Here is a 15,955-nt window from a genome sequence, read left to right on the forward strand (position 1 = left end):
ACCACCCACGCCCAAGTCCTGATCCTCGGCTCCGGCCCGGCCGGCTACTCGGCCGCCATCTACGCCGCGCGCGCCAACCTCAAGCCGCTGCTGGTCACCGGCCTGGCCCAGGGCGGCCAGCTGATGACCACCACCGACGTGGACAACTGGCCCGCCGACGTGATGGGCGTGCAGGGCCCCGAGCTGATGCAGCGCTTCCTGCAGCACGCCGAGCGCTTCCAGACCCGGATCGTGTTCGACCACATCAACGAGGTCGACCTGTCGCAGCGCCCGTTCAGGCTCAAGGGTGACTCCGGCGCCTACACCTGCGACGCGCTGATCATCGCCACCGGCGCCTCGGCCAAGTACCTCGGGCTGCCGTCAGAGGAAGCCTTCATGGGCCGCGGTGTCAGCGGCTGCGCGACCTGCGACGGCTTTTTCTACCGCGGCGACACCGTGGCCGTGGTCGGCGGGGGCAACACCGCCGTCGAGGAGGCGCTGTACCTGTCGAACATCGCCGACAAGGTGCACCTGGTGCACCGGCGCGACAAGTTCCGCGCCGAGCCGATCATGATCGACAAGCTGATGGACAAGGTCGCCGCCGGCAAGATCGAGCTGCACCTGTTCAAGACGCTCGACGAGGTGCTGGGCGACGCCAGCGGCGTCACCGGCATCCGGCTGGCCGACGCCCATGGCGGGCCCAAGACCGAGCTGGCGCTCAAGGGCTGCTTCATCGCGATCGGCCACCAGCCCAACACCGCCATCTTCGAAGGCCAGCTGGCGATGAAGGACGGCTACATCACCACCCGCACCGGCCAGACCGGCTTCGCCACGATGACCAGCGTGCCCGGCGTGTTCGCCGCCGGCGACGTGCAGGACCACGTCTACCGCCAGGCCATCACCTCGGCCGGCACCGGCTGCATGGCGGCGCTGGACGCGCAGCGCTTCCTGGAAACCGAGCTACGGGGTTGATCCGACGGCCGGCGACGGCGCATCGCGCCGGGCCGACACGGGAAACAATGTCGGCACCACCCGGTCGCGCCAGCGCATCACCGGCTTCTCGACCAGGCGGTACAGCAGCCAGCCGGCCGCGAAGCAGGCCACCACGATGACGGCCACGCGCAGCGGCTCGGGCCAGCCCAGGCCCGTCAGCATGGCCGCCACGTTGACGGCCACCGCCTTGTGCGTGAGGTAGATCGAGTACGAGGCCGCCGCCAGCGTCTTCGCACCCGGCACCCGCGCCTCGCGCAGCGGTGAATCGAAGGCCACCGCACCGACCAGCAGCACCGCATAGGCCCAGGCCACCAGCGAGTAGCCGGCAATGGTCATGAAGGCACCGTAGCCGTAGCCGTCGATGTAGTAGTGCCGCTCGACACCCCACCAGGCCAGGCAGACCGCCAGCAGGCCGCCGAGCAGCCACGTGCGCGCGGCGGCGGTGGCTCGCGTCCAGGCCAGCGGGTGGGCCTGCCGCCACAGGGCCACCGCCAGCCCGGGCAGGAATTCGTCGATCCGGGCCAGCGTGCCGTAGTAGGCGATCGGGTAGTAGCCCGCCGTGCCGGCGCCGCCCGCTTCGACCTCGCGGCCGAACTGCAGCCACAGCCAGGCTCGCCAGGCCATCGCAGCCAGGGTGCCCAGCCCGATCAGCGCCCACGCGCTGCGCACCGTCAGGCCCCAGGCCGCGGCCGCGCGCAGCCCGGCCCAGACCAGCAGCGGCAGCAGCAGGTAGAACTGCTCCTCGATGCACAACGACCAGGCGTGCGAGAACGCCGTGCCCGGCTGCAGGCCCCAGTTCTGCGTGAAGGTCAGAAAGCGCCACAGCGGCGGCGGCGTCTTGCCACCCATCACCGCCGGGAACAGGAAGTACAGCGCCAGCACGACCCAGAAGGCCGGCATGGTGCGCAACAGCCGCCGCGCATAGAAGGCCGGCAGCGACAGCACCTGCCCGCGCGCAACGCCGGCGAAGACCTGCTGGCCGATCAGGTAGCCGCTGAGGACGAAGAACAGGTCGACGCCTGTCCAGCCCACGTTGCCCAGCCAGCCAAAGGTCGGGCCGTGGCTGACGAAGACCTGGTAGTGGTAGACAAAGACGAGCGTGATGGCCAGCGCGCGCAGCGTGTCCAGCCCGCGGTTGCGGCGTTCGTCGATAGTGGGTGCGACGGCTTGCATCGGGCCCGGGCGGGAGTCACGAAGGCGCGCACGTTAGCATCAGGCTCCCATGGAAATCCGGAGGAACCATGCACCATGACGTGGTGGTCGTTGGTGGGGGAGCGGGCGGGCTGGAGCTCGCCTCGCGGCTGGGCCGCAGCCTGGGGCGCAAGCTGGGGCCGCGGCGCGTGCTGCTCGTCGACCGCTCGGTGTTCCACATCTGGAAGCCGACGCTGCACGAGGTGGCCGCCGGCACGCTCGATTCGCACCAGGAGGGCCTGAGCTACACCGTGCTCGCCCGGCGCAACCACTTCAGCTTCAGCCTGGGCGAGATGCGGGCGCTGGACGCGGCGCAGCGCACGCTCAGGCTCGGCGCGATCCACGACGAGCAGGGCAAGCTGCTGGTGCCCGAGCGCACCTTGAGCTACCGCTGGCTGGTGCTCGCGGTCGGCAGCGGCTCCAACTTCTTCGGCACGCCCGGGGCCGAGCACGCCTACGTGCTGGAGCAGGCGGCCGATGCCGAGCGCTTCCGCCGCCACCTGCAGGCCGCGTTCACGCGCAGCGCCTTCGCGGCCGACAAGCGACTGGGCATCGCGATCGTCGGCGGCGGCGCGACCGGCGTCGAGCTCTCGGCCGAGCTGATCGAGGCGCACCAGGAGACGCTCGCCAGCCTGGACCCGGAGCAGGCCTTCCGGCTCGACCTGACCATCGTCGAGGCCTCGCCGCGCATCCTGGCCGGCCTGCCCGAGCGCATCTCGGCGCAGGCCAAGACGGCGCTCGAGCGCAAGCAGGTGCGGGTGCTGACGAACACCCGCGTGCAGGCGCTGGAGCCCGACCGCCTGCTGACAGACCAGGGCGAGATCCGCGCCGACCTGATCGTCTGGGCCGCCGGCATCAAGGCCGCCGAGGCCAATGCCGGCTTCGGCCTGGCCACCACCAAGTCCAACCAGTTCGTCGTCAACGAGCAGCTCGAGACCTCGGCCGAGGGCGTCTATGCCTTCGGCGACTGCGCCGCCTGCCCCTGGGTCGAAGGCAAGCTGGTGCCGGCGCGGGCGCAGGCCGCGCACCAGCAGGCGAGCTTCCTCGTCGGCACGCTCAGGAGCCTGCTGCACGAACGCGCGCCGAGCGGCCGGTTCATCTACCGCGATTTCGGCTCGCTGGTATCGCTGGGCGAGAACAAGGGCGTCGGCAACCTGATGGGCGGCCTGGCCGGCCGCAACTTCTTCGTCGAGGGCCTGATCGCCAAGTGGATGTACATGTCGCTGCACCTGATGCACCACCGCGCCATCCTCGGCACCGGCGGCACCTTCGTGCTGGCGCTGGCGCGGCTGCTGCAGCGGCGCGTGTCGGGAAGATTGAAGTTGCATTGACGCCTTGGCGGACGTACCGTGCGCTCCTCAACCCCGCAGGAGTACCCCATGGACGCGTTCCTCGGCCAGATTCAGCTCTTTGCCTTCAACTTCGCCCCAATGGGGTGGATGCCCTGTGACGGAAGAAGCCTGCCGATCAGTCAGTACACGGCCGTCTTTGCGCTGGTGGGCACCACGTACGGTGGAGACGGGCGAACGAACTTCGCGCTGCCCAACCTGGCCGGCAAGGAGCCGATTCCTGGCTCCTCCTACTGCATCTGCGTCGAAGGCGTGTTTCCGTCGAGGCAGTAGGCGGAGCGCCGGCGGCCGCAAGCCCTTCGCCCTGTGACGGATCGGCCCGACATCCGCGTTCAGGTTCTCGGCAACGACGACGTTGCCGAGATGCGAGCGATGCTCGCCGTGTTCGGCGAGGCGTTTGGTGATCAGGCAACCTACACACAGGCCCAGCCCGACGACGCTTATCTAGGCGAGTTGCTCTCCAGCGCGGCATTCATTGCCGTGGCAGCCCTGTCAAAGGGCAAGGTCGTCGGCGGGCTCGCTGCGTACACGCTTCCGAAGTTCGAGCAGGCTCGCACCGAGGTCTACATCTACGACCTGGCGGTCGACGCCGCACATCGTCGCCAACGCGTGGCCACCGCGTTGATCGAAGAACTCAAGAAATGCGCTCGCGCCCATGGCGCCTACGTGATCTATGTCCAGGCAGATCGGGGTGATGATGCGGCCATCGCCCTGTATACGAAGCTGGGCGCCCGGGAAGACGTGCTTCACTTCGATATTTCCCCCGTCGAGGGCGGCGAGTGAATTCGCTCATGTTAAACGTTATGTCCCTGATCCCGTGCCGACCATCTTCACTCATCCGGTGATTCCGGCGGCCATGGGGGTGACCTTGGGCGCCCGCGTGGTTCCTCGCCCACTGCTGGTGGCCGGCATGCTCGCCTCGGTGCTGCCGGATTTCGACGTCCTCGCAGTCCGAGTGGGCATCGACTACCCGCATGAGCTCGGCCACCGTGGCGCTTCACATTCCATCGCCTTCGCCCTGGCCATGGCGGCGCTGGCCTGCCTGTGGGCGCGGCGGCTGGGCTCGAGGCCCTGGGTGGTTTTCTGCTTTGTCTTCGTGGCGGGTGTTTCCCATCCGCTCCTCGACATGTGCACCACGGGCGGCATGGGCATCTCGCTCTGGTGGCCCGTCTCGGATGACCGGCTCTTCTTTCCCGCTCAGGTCATCGAGGCATCTCCGCTCAGTGTCCGTCGCTTCTTCACCTCGGCAGCCATACCCGTCCTCGCCTCGGAACTCCTCTGGGTGTGGTTGCCGGCGTCCGCCCTGGCACTTGCCGGGCGTTGCGTTCGCCGAAGGCGTGCCCTCGGGTGTCAGGCTGTCATGGGGCGGCACCGATGAACCGTTCGAACTGCACGAACGTCGAGTACGGCGACGCCTGGACGTAGTCGTTGGCCACGCCCTGGTTCTTGCCGACGATGTAGATCTTGTCCCCGGCGTTCAGCTGGGTGAGCGGCGTCGACAGCACGTTCCACGCGTCGCTCGAATCGCCGCGATGCAAGGTGGCGGACTGGGCCAGCACGTTGAGCGTGCCGGTCGGAATGGCGATGCCGGCGTTGATCGTCGGGTTGTAGAAGACGACGCGCACCGTGTCCGCGGCGACAATGCGGGCCTGGATCTGCAAGGCCGTGTTCCTGGCGACGCCGAGGTTCTTGTCGGTCACGCTCGACAGCGATGCCTGGGCGAGGTCGCCGATCCTGACGATGTTGCTCGGGGCAACGACGACATCGGTCGCCACCGTGCCGCGATAGGGAACCACGCCTGGTGACCATTCGCCCTGGTAGCGGGCGATCTGGGGGCTTTCCGAGCCCGGGTGGTCGAACGAGGCCAGGCGCTCGTCCTTCAGGTTCGGTGGGGTCGGGTCCCCCGCCGCCTTGCGGCGGATGCCGTACATGCGCGTGTCGATGTCGGTCTGCGCCTGGCCCTTCCAGTCCAGGCCGAGGTGGATGTAGTACAGGCCGTCGACATTGACTTGCATCATGCCGTCCGCCGTCAACGAGATGTCTGCGCTCTCTTCGAACCGGACAACGTCGAACGGGAGCACCGTCACCACATTGACCTTGGGGAGATAGGTGTCGGCCGCCATGCCGTACTTGGACCGCGTGATCGTCGGTGCGACGGCGAGGCGCTGGCCCACGGGCTGGGCGGCGATCACCGCGGACACGGCCATGACCGTCAGGCTGATGCCGAGCAGGGCCCGGCGAAGTATCGAGCTCATGTGTCACCCCCTGAATCGAGATGTTCAGCGCATCGCTTGTAGGGCAATTTGGCCCCGTGGCCATTGACATTCGACACGCCGGGCCCGTGGCATGCCGCGCCGCGCCAGCCTGCCACGCCCGCGCGCTCTCGTGGCACAGTCTCGGGGCCCTTCTCCAGGACACCCACCTTCACATTCCATCGTGAGCCATACCGAATTCCGCATCGCCGCTCCCACGGATCGGTTGCCCATCCAGCGGATGCTCGAGCTCTACCAGCATGACCTGTCAGACATCTGGGACCAGGATCTCGACTGCCATGGTGAATATGGCTACGCGCTTGACCGGTACTGGGACACCGAGGGATTCCATCCCTTCGTTGCCACCGTCGACGGCAAGTATGCTGGCTTTGCGCTGGTGAATCAGGCCGTCCGGATCGGCACGGAGGGCTATTGGATGGACCAGTTCTTCGTCCTCAAGAAGTACAGGCGCCAAGGCATCGGTCGATCGCTGGCCAAGTCGGTGTTCGCGGCCGTGCCCGGTCGCTGGGAGGTCGGCCAGATGCCGGACAACCTTCCCGCGCAGGCCTTCTGGCGCAGCGTCATCAGCGAGTACACCGGCGGCGCATTCAAGGAGCGCGAGATCCGCACCGGCTGGTGGCAGGGCGTCGTCCAGGTGTTCGAGAGCACTGCGGCGCGATGACGCACGCCCGCCACCCATGAAGAAGGTCGCGCGTGTCAGGTCCAGGCAAGGGCGCGTCGGAATCGCCATGGAGCCGTTCTGCGCGTGGGACGGCGAGACACTGGTTCTCAATGTGCTCGGCACGCCGGGTGCGGGCAAAGACGCCATCGGCAAGGTCAAGGGCCATCAGCTCAACATCAGCGTCACCGCGGCGCCCGTGGCCGGGCGCGCGACCGACCACATGGTTCGCTTCCTGGCGATTGAGTTCGGGGTGACGGCCAAGGACATCGAGGTCGTGTTCGGTCGTTTCAACGTCAACAAGCAGCTGCGCATCCGGTCGCCCAAACGCCTGCCGCCGGTGATTGCCAAACACCTGGCCGGCGCAGCGCGCGTCGCCGTCGATCCGGGCTAGGCTGCCGGCCCGGCCCGCCACCTAGAATCCCTGTCGTTGCCTGCCCTGCGTGGCGCCCGCCGGGCGCCGCCCCCACCACCGCGCCGATGCCCCAGAACCTCACCACCCGCCTCGGCCGGCTCCGGGCCTGGCTCAGCATGCACCTGGTGGACCACGGTCTGGTGCGCGCGGTCTACAACAACTTCCACGATCTCGGCGGCGGCATGTACCGGCTCTCGCAGCCCAGCCCCGCGCAGATCCGCGCCTACCAGCGCGACCTGGGCATCAAGACCATCGTCAACCTGCGCGGCGACCATGGCTACGGCTCCTATGCGATGGAGGTCGAGGCCTGCCGCGCGCTGGGCATCCGGCTGGTCGACCACCGGATGTATTCGCGCCAGCCGCCCACCGTGGCGGTGATCGACGAGACCAAGGCGCTGTTCGAGTCGATCGAATACCCCGCGCTGATCCACTGCAAATCCGGCGCCGACCGCGCGGGCCTGGGCGCGGTGCTGTACCGGCATTTCCGCCTCGGCGAGCCGATCGGGCAGGCCGTGCGCGAGCTGAGCTGGCGCTACGGCCACTTCAATTTCGGCAAGACGGCCGTGCTGGACTATTTCTTCTCGCGCTACATCGCAGAAAGCGCCGTCGAGCCGATGAGCTTCATCGACTGGGTGCACACGCGCTACGACAAGGTCGCGCTGCACCAGGATTTCCACCGCCTGCGCAAGGAGAACGGCATCGGCGACTGGATCCTCGACAAGGTGCTGCACCGGGAGTAGGAAAGCACAGCCACCCATGAAAGCCGCCTGGCACATCTACCGCCGCTTGCTCGGCTACGCCCTGCCGTACCGCCGCGTCGTCGCCGTCTCGCTGCTCGCGATGGTGGCCGCAGCCGCGCTGGAGCCGATGCTGCCCGCGCTGCTCAAGCGCCTGACCGACGAGGCCCTGATCGGCAAGGATCCGGTCGCCGGCTGGCAGGTGCCGCTGCTGATGATGCTGGTCTTCCTCGGCAAGGGCGTGGCGGAGTACAGCGCCAACGTCGCCAGCCAATGGGTCGCGCAGCGCGCGATCGCCGATCTGCGCCAGCAGGTGTTCGACCACCAGACCGGCCTGCCGCTGGCCACGCACCAGGCGCAGACGCACGGCCGCATGCTCTCGCGCGTGCTCTACGACATCCCGCAGGTCGGCCAGGCGGTGAGCAACGCCTGGATCATCGTCGTGCGCGACACGCTGTTCGTCGTCGGCCTGACCGGCTACCTGATCTACACCGCCTGGCAGCTCGCGCTGCTGATCGTCGTCGTCGCGCCGCTGATCGCCTGGGCGATCCGCGCCGCCAGCCGCAAGCTGCGCGGATCGAACCGCGAGATGCAGCAGCTGGCCGGGCTGATGACGGGCCAGGTCGAATCCTCGCTGGTCGGCGTGAAGGAGATCAAGATCTTCGGCGCCCGCGCCTACGAGGCCGGCCGCTTCAACGCGCTGGCCGAACGGCTGCGCAAGGCCACCATGCGCACGATCCGCGTGCAGGCCGCCAACGTGCCGCTGGTGCAGGTGCTGGCGGCCATGGTGGTGTCGGGCATGATCCTGTTCGTCACCACCCTGTCGTCGCGCAACCTGCTGACGCCGGGCGCGTTCTTCGGCTTCGTGACGGCGATGTCGATGCTGTTCGAGCCGATCCGCCGGCTGACGAACGTGAACGCGACGATCCAGGCCGGCCTGGCCTCGGCCGAGAGCATCTTCGGGCTGCTCGACGAGCCGCTCGAGCCCGACGAGAAACCCGCCGGCCCCGCCCCCGGCCATGGGGTGCACCGGCTGCCGCAGGCGCTGGTCTTCGACCGGGTGAGCTTCAGCTACGCCGGCCAGGACAAGCCGGCGCTGGCCGATTTCAGCCTCGTGCTGCGCCCCGGCCAGACGGTGGCGCTGGTGGGCGCCTCGGGCAGCGGCAAATCGACCGTGACCAACCTGCTGGCGCGCTTCTACCTGCCCGGCCGCGGCGAGATCCTGTGGGGCGACACGCCGATCGATGCGCTGCCGCTGGCCGAGTGGCGCGCCCAGCTCGCGCTGGTGGGCCAGCAGGTCGTGCTGTTCGACGACACGCTGGCCGCCAACATCGCCTACGGCCGGCCGGACGTGCCGCGCGAAGCGATCGAGCGCGCCGCCCGCGCCGCCCACGCCTGGGAGTTCATCGAGCGCGCCCCGCAGGGACTGGACACGCCCTGCGGCGAAAACGGCCTGAACCTCTCGGGCGGCCAGCGCCAGCGCATCGCGATCGCCCGCGCCTTCCTGAAGGATGCGCCGCTGCTGATCCTCGACGAGGCCACCTCGGCGCTGGACAACGAAAGCGAGCGCCAGGTGCAGCAGGCGCTGCCCGAGCTGATGGCCGGGCGCACCACGCTGATCATCGCCCACCGCATGTCGACCATCGAGCACGCCGACCTGATCGTCGTGCTCGACCAGGGCCGCATCGTCGAGCAGGGCCGCCACGCCGAGCTGCTGGCGCGCGGCGCACACTACGCGCGGCTGCAGCAGGCGCAGTTCAGCGCGGCGGAGTGATCCCGCGCGCCCGGCGCGCCGCAGGAGCCCCTGCTCGTCGCGCCGCCAATCCGGCTGTGGCATAAGAGCGCCCGACAAGGAGCACCGCATGAAGAAACGTCAACTCGGCAAGAGCGGCCTCGAAGTCTCGGCGCTGGGCCTGGGCTGCATGGGCATGAGCCACGCCTACGTGCCGCGGCCGGACAAGGCGGCGATGGTGGCGCTGCTGCACGCGGCCGTGGAGCGCGGCATCACCTTCTTCGACACCGCCGAGATCTACGGCCCCTACACCAACGAGGAACTGCTCGGCGAGGCGCTGGCGCCGGTGCGGCAGAACCTCGTGATCGCCACCAAGTTCGGCTTCAAGGTCGAGGCCATGCCCGGCGTCGACAGCCGGCCCGAGCGCATCCGCGCGGTGGCCGACGCTTCGCTGAAGCGGCTGAAGATCGACACCATCGACCTGTTCTACCAGCACCGGGTCGACCCGAACGTGCCGATCGAAGACGTGGCCGGCACGGTGCAGGATCTGATCCGCCAGGGCAAGGTCAGGCACTTCGGCCTGTCGGAGGCCGATGCCGCCACGATCCGCCGCGCGCATGCCGTGCAGCCGGTGGCCGCGGTGCAGAGCGAATACTCGCTGTGGACGCGCGACATCGAGGCCGAGGTGCTGCCGACGCTGGAGGAGCTGGGCATCGGCCTGGTGCCGTTCAGCCCTCTGGGGCGCGGCTACCTCACCGGCCGGATGGACGCCAGCACCCCGCTGGACCCGTCGGATTTCCGCGCCGGGTTGCCGCGCTTCACCCTCGAGGCGCGCCAGGCCAACCAGGCCTTGGTCGCGCTGCTCGAGGGCATGGCCGAGCGAAAGGGCGCGACCCCGGCCCAGGTGGCGCTGGCCTGGCTGCTGGCGCGAAAGCCGTGGATCGTGCCGATCCCCGGCACGACCAAGCTGCACCGGCTCGAAGAGAACATCGCGGCGGCCGAGCTCGTGCTGACGGCCGAGGACATGCAGGAGATCGACACCGCCGCCGCGCGCATCACCGTGCAGGGCGCGCGCTACCCCGAGCAGTGGCAGCAGCTGGTGCAGCGCTGAGGCGATTGACTTCGGAAGGAGACGCAGCATGGACCGATTCACCGGCGGCTGCCTGTGCGGCAAGGTCCGGATGGTGGCGTCGGGGCGCCCCTACCGGGTCGGCCTTTGTCACTGTCTCGACTGCCGCAAGCATCACGGCGCCCTGTTTCACGCTTCCGCGGTGTTCCCTCAGGACGCGGTGACGATCGATGGCGAAACACGCGACTACGCCGGGCGGTTCTTCTGCCCCCGCTGCGGATCGCCCGTGTTCGCACGCACCGGCGACGAGATCGAGGTGAACCTGGGATCCCTGGATGCCCCTGACCAGTTGATGCCGACCTACGAACTCTGGACCGTCCGTCGCGAGGCCTGGTTGCCGCCGTTTCCGCTCACGAGACGGTACGAGCGCGATCGCGACGCCACCGGTCGCTTCGAGGAGTAGGCCGCAAGGAGGATCACATGACCCAACCCATCATGAACCTCGACGAGGTGGCGTTCGACGATGTCGAGGAGAACGGCTACTACACGTCCAGCCGGGGCCAGATCAGCGATCACATCGGCGCCAGGAAGCTCGGCTACAACCTCACGGTGCTGCCGCCGGGCAAGGCCCAGTGCCCCTTCCACTGCCACCATGGCGAAGAGGAGATGTTCCTGATCCTCGAGGGCGAGGGCGAGCTGCGCTTCGGCGAGCACCGCTACCCGATCCGCCGGCACGACGTGATCGCGTGCCCACCCGGCGGCCCGGAGGTGGCGCACCAGATCATCAACACCGGCAGCACCACGATGCGCTACCTCGCGCTGTCCACGCTGGTCGAGGTCGAGGCCTGCGAGTACCCCGATTCCGGCAAGGTGCTGGTCGTCGCCGGGCAGCGCGGCGCGCGCGATCTGCGCAAGATGTTCCGCGGTGAGAACACCGTGGACTACTACGACCGCGAGAAGAGCTGAACGGGCGGCCGTGGCGGCCTGGCGGTGGAGGGTCAGTCCGGCCGGTCACCATCAATCGGCGCGGGATATCCTATGCGCATGCCCGATATCCTGAAGGTCGACGCGGTCTCGAAGACCTATGCCAGCGGCCTGAACGCGCTTGAACATATCGACCTGAACATCCGGCGCGGCGAGATCTTCGCGCTGCTGGGCCCCAACGGCGCCGGCAAGACGACGCTGATCAGCATCATCTGCGGCATCGTCAACGCCAGCAGCGGCAGCGTGCGCGTGGATGGCCACGACATCCTGCGCGATTGGCGCGCCGCACGCGAGTTGATCGGCCTGGTGCCACAAGAGCTGACCACGGACGCATTCGAAACCGTGCTGGCGACGGTCACGTTCAGCCGCGGTCTGTTCGGCAAGCCACCCAACCCTGCCCACGTCGAGCAAGTGCTGCGTTCGCTATCGCTTTGGGACAAGCGCGACAGCAAGATCATCACGCTCAGCGGCGGCATGAAGCGCCGCTTGATGATCGCCAAGGCGCTGTCGCACGAGCCGCAGATGTTGTTCCTGGATGAACCCACCGCCGGCGTGGATGTCACGCTGCGCCGCGACATGTGGGCCTTGGTGCGCGGCCTGCGCGAAACCGGCGTGACGGTGATCCTGACCACGCACTACATCGAGGAAGCCGAAGAGATGGCCGACCGCGTGGGCATCATCAGCAAGGGTCGGCTGATTCTGGTGGAGGACAAGACAGTGCTGATGCACAAGCTGGGCCGCAAGCAGCTGACACTGGCGCTGCATCAGCCGCTGGCCGCACTGCCCGAGCTGCACGGCGTGCCGCCCAGCGCGATGGAGCTGTCCAAAGGTGGCCACGAACTCGTCTACACCTACGACCGCGACCGTGAACGCACCGGCATTGCGGAGTTGCTGCTGGCGCTGAGCCAAGCCGGTATCGCCTTCAAGGATCTGCAGACGACGCAGAGTTCCCTGGAGGACATCTTTGTCAGCCTGGTCGAGGGCGGTGTGGCATGAATCATCACGCGGTGCGCGCGATTTACGGCTTCGAGATGGCGCGCACGCGCCGCACCCTGATGCAAAGCGTGATCTCGCCGGTGGTTTCCACATCGCTGTATTTCGTCGTCTTTGGCGCGGCCATCGGCTCGCGCATCCAGAGCGTTGGCGGCGTCAGCTACGGCGCCTTCATCGTGCCCGGCCTGATCATGTTGTCGCTGCTGACGCAGAGTGTGTCCAACGCGTCCTTCGGCATCTATTTCCCGCGCTTCAGCGGCACCATCTACGAGCTGCTGTCGGCGCCCGTTTCGCCGTTGGAGACAGTGCTGGGCTATGTCGGGGCGGCTGCCACGAAATCGATCATCCTGGGCTTGATCATCCTCGCCACAGCGGCGCTGTTCGTGCCGCTGCAGATCCTGCACCCAGTCTGGATGCTCGTGTTCCTGGTGCTCACGGCGCTGACCTTCAGCCTGGTCGGTTTCATCATCGGCCTGTGGGCCGACGGCTTCGAGAAGCTGCAGGTGGTGCCGCTTCTGATCATCACGCCGCTGACCTTTCTGGGTGGCAGCTTCTACTCGATCGACATGCTGCCATCGGCATGGCAGAAAGTGGCGTTGCTCAACCCAGTGGTGTATCTCGTCAGCGGGTTCCGCTGGAGCTTCTACGGCCAGGCCGACGTGGCCGTCGGTATCAGCGTGAGCGTGACGATGCTGTTCCTCTTGGTCTCGCTGGCGATCGTGGTCTGGATCTTCAGAACGGGCTGGCGACTGAAGGCCTGACCAGCGCCCTGGCCGGACCGGCACCTGCAGCGACTTCTGGCTGACGGTTGGGCCGGAAGGTGCGCTCAGCCGCCGCTGAGCGCCAGCACGATCGCCACGAAGTCATCTGGCTGCAGCGCGTGGCCAAGGTCTCGCACGCCCTGGCCGTTGACGAAGATGCGCATGTTCGGCCGCAGTTGTTGCTGTTCGTCGACGACGCGAAAGCGCAGGCCCGGGTAGCGCTGGTCGAGGTCGGCAAAGAGCGCGAGCAGCGTCTCACCGACCGCCTCCGCCTGCGGCGCGCCGGTGTAGGAGCGCAGCGCGCTCGGCACCAGCACCTTCACGTCAGCTCCGCGACTTCGACCGCGTAGATCTCCGGAAGGTGGCGGGCGATGTTGACCCAGCGCGAGCCGCCGTCGTGCCCGATCCACAACTCGCCGCTGGTGGTGCCCAGGTACAGCGCCGGCGCCGGCAAGGCATCGGCGGTCATCGCCTGGCGCTTGACGGTCCACCAGGCCTGCTGCTGCGGCAGGCCCTGGTCCAGCCGCTGCCAGGTTCGACCCCCATCGCGGGTGACGTAGGCCGCCGGGCGGCCGGCAGGGCTGGTGCGCGGCCAGACGTCGGTGCCGTCCATCGGGAACACCCAGGCGGTGTCGGCATCGCGCGGGTGCACGACCATCGGGAAGCCGATGTCGCCCACATCCGCAGGCATGTTGCGGCCGATGCGCTGCCAGGCCGTGCCCGGCCGGTCGAGCCGGTAGATGCCGCAGTGGTTCTGCTGGTACAGGCGATCGGGATTCCCGGGGCAGATGCGCACGCAGTGCGGGTCGTGGAAGGTCACGGTGGCGGCGTCGAAGCCTTCCACCACTTCCATGCCCTCGATCAGCGTTGACCAACTGCGCCCCGCGTCGCGCGACTCGTGCACGCCGCCGCCCGACATGCCGAACAGCAGGTGCGCCGGCTCGCGTGGGTCGACGATGATCGAGTGCAGCTTGGGGCCGTCGGGCGTGCCGTCCTGCACCGTCCCCATCCACTCGCGGAACCGCGGATCGTCGTTGACGGCCGGCAGCGGCGTCCAGCTGTCGCCGCCGTCCTCCGAGCGGAACAGGCCCTGCGGCGAAGTGCCTGCGTACCAGGTGTCGCGTTCGCTGGCGTGAGCTGGCGTCAGCCAGAAGGTGTGGTCCACCGTGCGCGCCGGCAGGCTGTTCGGCGGCTTGTCGAAAGCAGGCGGCCGGCGTGCCTCCTTCCAGGTCCTGCCGAGGTCGGTCGAGCGGAACACCGTCGGCCCCAGGTGGCCGGTCCTCGCCGCGGCCAGTAGCGTGCGGCCGTCGCGCGGATCGAGCCGCACGTGGCTGACGGTATGGCCCAGGAAGTGGGGGCCGTCGACCGTCCAGGCGTCGCGCTGCGGGTTCCCGTGGAACAGCCAGGCGCCCTTGCGCGTGGCCACGAGCAGCACCAGACGGGTCGGCAATGAGTTCATGACGTCGCTCCTGCGTGAAAGCTGCCACCGTGCAGCGCGGTGAGGCGGCAGATGGCGCCTCAGCGTGACGACGAACGAGCCGACCGCCAATCGACACGAGAGATCGGCCCCGTCAAGAAATAGACTGTCGTAAACGCCCGAGCGTTCACCAAAATCTGCAGGAAGGCATGACACTGCATTTCAGGCCCTACACGTTGACGCGAATCGCCGCGAATGATGGCCGGTTCGTCGATTTCGCTCCCTACGTACCCTCCATCAACGACGATGGGGTCGTTGCCTTCCAGGCGACATTGGGCGATGGGCACAGCGGCGTCTTCACGGGCGACGGCAAGTCCATCACCGACGTCGCCGTGACCGCGTCCACCGCCTGTCCGGCGCGGTTGTTCTCGAGCCACCCAGACCTCAACCAGGCAGGCAAGGTCGCCGTCTACGGAACGCTCAAGAGCGGCGAGGAGGCCGTCCTGCTGATGCACCCCGATGGCGGCATGGCGGCCACGGATGCGCGGGACGGGTTCAGCGGGATCGGCCCGTTGGGGCCGACCATGAACGAGCACGACGACGTCGCTGTCCGTGCGACCTCGCAATATGGACGGGCATGCATTGCTGTGCGGCGTGGCGCCCAACTCCATGCGATCGCCGAAGCAGGCGATCGGTTCTGCCGGTTCGAAGGCCTGCCCGTGGTCAACAACGACGGGCAGGTCGTGTTCCGGGCGGATCTGCCCGACGACCGCCAAGGCATCTTCGTCCACCGGGATGAGCAATGTGCCGCCGTCGCGATGACGGGCAACGATTTCGAAGAGATCGCGCGCTTTCCGATCATCAACGACCGGGGCGATGTCGCATTTGCCGCCCGGCGCACCTCCGGGGCATGGGGGATATTCAGTGCGGCCTCAGGCCGGCTGACCTGCGTGGTCGACGCCGAAGCAGGGTTCGAGAGCTTTCGCGGCGTCCTGATCAACAACGGCGGGCCGGTCGCCTTCTATGGAACGCCCGCAGGCGGACGACTCGGCCTCTATACGGGCACAGATCCGATCCGGCACAGGCTCCTCGGCCTCGGCGACACCGTCTTCGGCGCCACCGTGGTCGACTTCGCGTTGAATCCCGTTTCGATCAATGGACGCGGCCAGATGGCGATTCGCGTCGCGCTCGGCGATCGGCGCCAATTCATCTTGCGTAGTGATCCGGTGGTGTGAGGCGGTTTCCCAGCCCTAGCGTGCGAGGAACTCGAGTGCCTCGGGCACGAGCTCAGCGTGGTTTTGGAACAAGCCGCCATGGCCGGCATCGGGGTAGATGACCAGGGTGCTGTTCGGAAGCCGACGCGCGAGGTCGTGCGAATTCGGTGTCGGGACCATCCTGTCGTCG

The 15,955-nt window shown here is 68.0% G+C and carries 20 protein-coding genes; 15 read left to right on the forward strand and 5 right to left on the reverse strand.

The features are described from left to right. Positions 1-951, forward strand: a 951-nt coding sequence (gene trxB / locus VJ693_RS13995; RefSeq protein WP_324155049.1) for a thioredoxin-disulfide reductase, incomplete at its 5' end; no start/stop codon positions are given. Here the strand turns inward: trxB and VJ693_RS14000 are convergent. Beyond that, positions 940-2,145: an acyltransferase gene (locus VJ693_RS14000; RefSeq protein WP_324155051.1), complete on the reverse strand. Its 1,206-nt coding sequence runs from the start codon at positions 2,143-2,145 to the stop codon at positions 940-942. The genes trxB and VJ693_RS14000 overlap by 12 nt on opposite strands. A 68-nt stretch (positions 2,146-2,213) precedes the next feature. Between VJ693_RS14000 and VJ693_RS14005 the strand changes: the two genes are divergently transcribed. From VJ693_RS14005 to VJ693_RS14020, 4 genes are read left to right on the forward strand one after another with little or no spacing between them, the layout of a single operon-like run. Then, positions 2,214-3,494: an NAD(P)/FAD-dependent oxidoreductase gene (locus VJ693_RS14005; protein WP_324155052.1), complete on the forward strand. Its 1,281-nt coding sequence runs from the start codon at positions 2,214-2,216 to the stop codon at positions 3,492-3,494. A gap of 48 nt (positions 3,495-3,542) precedes the next feature. Next, positions 3,543-3,785, forward strand: a complete 243-nt coding sequence (locus VJ693_RS14010) for a phage tail protein (RefSeq protein WP_324155053.1) — start codon at positions 3,543-3,545, stop codon at positions 3,783-3,785. 51 nt (positions 3,786-3,836) lie between these two features. Then, positions 3,837-4,295 carry an AAC(3)-I family aminoglycoside N-acetyltransferase gene (locus tag VJ693_RS14015; RefSeq protein ID WP_324155075.1) on the forward strand — a complete coding sequence of 153 codons (459 nt, stop codon included), beginning with the start codon at positions 3,837-3,839 and terminating at the stop codon, positions 4,293-4,295. A gap of 34 nt (positions 4,296-4,329) precedes the next feature. After that, positions 4,330-4,890, forward strand: a complete 561-nt coding sequence (locus VJ693_RS14020) for a metal-dependent hydrolase (RefSeq protein ID WP_324155055.1) — start codon at positions 4,330-4,332, stop codon at positions 4,888-4,890. On the opposite strand, the gene VJ693_RS14025 is transcribed toward VJ693_RS14020, so the two are convergent. Further along, on the reverse strand, positions 4,871-5,767 hold the full coding sequence (locus VJ693_RS14025; protein WP_324155056.1) for a hypothetical protein: 897 nt from the start codon (positions 5,765-5,767) through the stop codon (positions 4,871-4,873). The genes VJ693_RS14020 and VJ693_RS14025 overlap by 20 nt on opposite strands. 181 nt (positions 5,768-5,948) lie before the next feature. On the opposite strand from VJ693_RS14025, the gene VJ693_RS14030 reads away from it, so the two are divergent. The 9 genes from VJ693_RS14030 to VJ693_RS14070 all read left to right on the forward strand — a co-directional run bounded on the left by VJ693_RS14030 (position 5,949) and on the right by VJ693_RS14070 (position 13,134). Further along, a complete protein-coding gene (locus VJ693_RS14030) occupies positions 5,949-6,446 on the forward strand; it encodes a GNAT family N-acetyltransferase (protein WP_324155057.1) in 498 nt (165 codons plus the stop codon). 16 nt (positions 6,447-6,462) lie between these two features. Continuing rightward, entirely contained in the window at positions 6,463-6,837 is a 375-nt protein-coding gene (locus VJ693_RS14035; RefSeq protein ID WP_324155059.1) for a DUF167 family protein, read from the forward strand. A gap of 86 nt (positions 6,838-6,923) precedes the next feature. Further along, positions 6,924-7,598 (forward strand): hypothetical protein, encoded by a 675-nt coding sequence (locus tag VJ693_RS14040; protein WP_324155060.1) that lies wholly within the window; start codon positions 6,924-6,926, stop codon positions 7,596-7,598. Between the two features lie 16 nt (positions 7,599-7,614). Then, positions 7,615-9,369, forward strand: coding sequence for a lipid A export permease/ATP-binding protein MsbA (gene msbA / locus VJ693_RS14045; protein WP_324155062.1), 1,755 nt, complete (start codon positions 7,615-7,617; stop codon positions 9,367-9,369). 88 nt (positions 9,370-9,457) lie between these two features. After that, positions 9,458-10,438, forward strand: a complete 981-nt coding sequence (locus VJ693_RS14050) for an aldo/keto reductase (RefSeq protein ID WP_324155064.1) — start codon at positions 9,458-9,460, stop codon at positions 10,436-10,438. Positions 10,439-10,466: 28 nt separating this feature from the next. After that, positions 10,467-10,859 carry a GFA family protein gene (locus VJ693_RS14055; RefSeq protein ID WP_324155065.1) on the forward strand — a complete coding sequence of 131 codons (393 nt, stop codon included), beginning with the start codon at positions 10,467-10,469 and terminating at the stop codon, positions 10,857-10,859. A 17-nt stretch (positions 10,860-10,876) separates the two neighbouring features. Further along, the gene (locus tag VJ693_RS14060) at positions 10,877-11,362 is read left to right on the forward strand and encodes a cupin domain-containing protein (RefSeq protein WP_324155067.1); all 486 of its coding nucleotides are present in this window, start codon (positions 10,877-10,879) and stop codon (positions 11,360-11,362) included. Positions 11,363-11,440: 78 nt separating this feature from the next. Further along, a complete protein-coding gene (locus VJ693_RS14065) occupies positions 11,441-12,376 on the forward strand; it encodes an ABC transporter ATP-binding protein (protein ID WP_324155077.1) in 936 nt (311 codons plus the stop codon). Next, positions 12,373-13,134, forward strand: coding sequence for an ABC transporter permease (locus tag VJ693_RS14070; RefSeq protein WP_324155069.1), 762 nt, complete (start codon positions 12,373-12,375; stop codon positions 13,132-13,134). Before VJ693_RS14065 ends, VJ693_RS14070 begins: the two co-directional genes overlap by 4 nt. A gap of 65 nt (positions 13,135-13,199) precedes the next feature. Here the strand turns inward: VJ693_RS14070 and VJ693_RS14075 are convergent, their stop codons facing one another. Further along, positions 13,200-13,457, reverse strand: a complete 258-nt coding sequence (locus VJ693_RS14075; protein ID WP_324155071.1) for a MoaD/ThiS family protein — start codon at positions 13,455-13,457, stop codon at positions 13,200-13,202. Next, positions 13,454-14,593: a glycosyl hydrolase gene (locus VJ693_RS14080; RefSeq protein WP_324155072.1), complete on the reverse strand. Its 1,140-nt coding sequence runs from the start codon at positions 14,591-14,593 to the stop codon at positions 13,454-13,456. The genes VJ693_RS14075 and VJ693_RS14080 overlap by 4 nt, the downstream gene beginning before the upstream one ends. A gap of 167 nt (positions 14,594-14,760) precedes the next feature. Here VJ693_RS14080 and VJ693_RS14085 point away from each other — a divergent pair, with 167 nt between their 5' ends. After that, positions 14,761-15,786 (forward strand): DUF7453 family protein, encoded by a 1,026-nt coding sequence (locus VJ693_RS14085; protein ID WP_324155074.1) that lies wholly within the window; start codon positions 14,761-14,763, stop codon positions 15,784-15,786. A 15-nt stretch (positions 15,787-15,801) separates the two neighbouring features. Here VJ693_RS14085 and VJ693_RS14090 read toward each other — a convergent pair. Continuing rightward, positions 15,802-15,955 (reverse strand): alpha/beta hydrolase (locus tag VJ693_RS14090; protein WP_324155078.1); only part of this gene is annotated, 154 nt, incomplete at its 5' end.

Source organism: Ideonella sp. (genome assembly GCF_035254525.1).
Lineage (GTDB): Bacteria > Pseudomonadota > Gammaproteobacteria > Burkholderiales > Burkholderiaceae_C > Ideonella.

Coding starts and splice junctions, on each gene's coding strand:
- VJ693_RS14000 (WP_324155051.1), bottom strand. CDS start 2,145: ATGCAAGCCGTCGCACCCACTATCGACGAACGCCGCAACCGCGGGCTG.
- VJ693_RS14005 (WP_324155052.1), top strand. CDS start 2,214: ATGCACCATGACGTGGTGGTCGTTGGTGGGGGAGCGGGCGGGCTGGAG.
- VJ693_RS14010 (WP_324155053.1), top strand. CDS start 3,543: ATGGACGCGTTCCTCGGCCAGATTCAGCTCTTTGCCTTCAACTTCGCC.
- VJ693_RS14025 (WP_324155056.1), bottom strand. CDS start 5,767: ATGAGCTCGATACTTCGCCGGGCCCTGCTCGGCATCAGCCTGACGGTC.
- VJ693_RS14035 (WP_324155059.1), top strand. CDS start 6,463: ATGAAGAAGGTCGCGCGTGTCAGGTCCAGGCAAGGGCGCGTCGGAATC.
- VJ693_RS14040 (WP_324155060.1), top strand. CDS start 6,924: ATGCCCCAGAACCTCACCACCCGCCTCGGCCGGCTCCGGGCCTGGCTC.
- msbA (WP_324155062.1), top strand. CDS start 7,615: ATGAAAGCCGCCTGGCACATCTACCGCCGCTTGCTCGGCTACGCCCTG.
- VJ693_RS14050 (WP_324155064.1), top strand. CDS start 9,458: ATGAAGAAACGTCAACTCGGCAAGAGCGGCCTCGAAGTCTCGGCGCTG.
- VJ693_RS14055 (WP_324155065.1), top strand. CDS start 10,467: ATGGACCGATTCACCGGCGGCTGCCTGTGCGGCAAGGTCCGGATGGTG.
- VJ693_RS14060 (WP_324155067.1), top strand. CDS start 10,877: ATGACCCAACCCATCATGAACCTCGACGAGGTGGCGTTCGACGATGTC.
- VJ693_RS14065 (WP_324155077.1), top strand. CDS start 11,441: ATGCCCGATATCCTGAAGGTCGACGCGGTCTCGAAGACCTATGCCAGC.
- VJ693_RS14070 (WP_324155069.1), top strand. CDS start 12,373: ATGAATCATCACGCGGTGCGCGCGATTTACGGCTTCGAGATGGCGCGC.
- VJ693_RS14080 (WP_324155072.1), bottom strand. CDS start 14,593: ATGAACTCATTGCCGACCCGTCTGGTGCTGCTCGTGGCCACGCGCAAG.
- VJ693_RS14085 (WP_324155074.1), top strand. CDS start 14,761: ATGACACTGCATTTCAGGCCCTACACGTTGACGCGAATCGCCGCGAAT.